This is a genomic window from Colidextribacter sp. OB.20, assembly GCF_009911595.1.
Taxonomy (GTDB): Bacteria; Bacillota; Clostridia; order Oscillospirales; family Oscillospiraceae; genus Lawsonibacter.
Map to the genome: position 1 here is coordinate 1 of NZ_QWKG01000012.1, position 1050 is coordinate 1050.

General features: G+C 47.9%; 2 protein-coding genes. Both read right to left on the bottom strand.

What is annotated here, in order from left to right:
• Positions 1-143: 143 nt before the first annotated feature.
• Entirely contained in the window at positions 144-530 is a 387-nt protein-coding gene (locus tag D1641_RS03820; protein WP_160663080.1) for a sigma-70 family RNA polymerase sigma factor, read from the bottom strand.
• Positions 531-756: 226 nt separating this feature from the next.
• Positions 757-1050, bottom strand: a 294-nt coding sequence (locus D1641_RS03825) for an ATP-binding protein (protein ID WP_160663081.1), incomplete at its 5' end; no start/stop codon positions are given.

The following is a 1050-nucleotide window of genomic DNA, read 5'->3' on the forward strand; positions in this document are numbered from 1 at the left end:
TAGCTTAATTTTTCCTGCAGCATAGTTTCTATGACCTTTTTCTTGAACTCTGGCGTATACCGTTTGTTTGCTACTCCTTTTGGCATAATAAATCACCCCACTTGTTAGTAGTATACCATACTCTCTAACAAATGGGGTGCAGTTCACAGACGGCGGCGCTGTTTTTCAGGTAGTTTAGCGATTGCCTGATGCAGCTTGTCCACTTCCATCCGCTGAGAAACGGTTTCCTCCACGCTTTCCTGGGGTTCTATGGCCCGTTTATTCAACGATGCCTCCGTTTGCTCCGTCCGCTCATAGTGCTTGTCCACTTTGTGCATGAAAGAAATATCCTCCAACTCAAAGCGGTCAAAGGCGTCGAACAAGGGCTTGTCAATCTCAACGCACCGTTCCATATTGTTGCTATCCACAAAAGACAGATAATAGTGCGGGGTGGTGGTATTGATGCCTGTGGTGAAGATTGTGTAAGGGTTGTCCTTATCCCTCCGGCGCTTGGGCCGGGAATCAAGGTTTTTTGGATGGCTGTCTGCCATTTTCCTTTCAGATCAACGCAAAGTAATCCCTCCAAACTCAAAACGGGTTTGGAGGGCAGGAGCCGACTTTGGGCATAGCAAAACAGCCCACCCAAAACACTGTTTTTTATCAGGTGGGCCTGCCTGTTTACTTTTCAGCTTGGTCAACAGATGTCAACGCCGATATGAAATTGTAAGAAAACGCCGAAGAAATTTTGTAGTTTTTCGGCGGGGATGGGTAACAAAATCAGCAGCTGCCTTGCTCAAAAAGAGTGTTCACAATTTGCTGCTTCTGGCGCATAAATTCCTTGCGTTCTTTCAAGCGGTAAGACTCGCCCTTGATGTTAATGACAGTGCAGTGATGCAGGACACGATCCAGGATGGCGGAGGCGATGGTGACGTCGGCAAAGACCTCGTTCCACTGGGAGAAGGTCTTGTTGGAGGTAAAAACGGTGGACGTTTTCTCATACCGTCTGGCAATGAGCTGGAAAAAGAGATTTGCGCCCTGGATGTCCATGGGGAGGTAGCCGATCTCGTCGAT

What these genes read in the sequence shown, in the direction of transcription:
- D1641_RS03820 (WP_160663080.1), bottom strand. Translation starts at nt 530, where the DNA reads ATGGCAGACAGCCATCCAAAAAACCTTGATTCCCGGCCCAAGCGCCGG.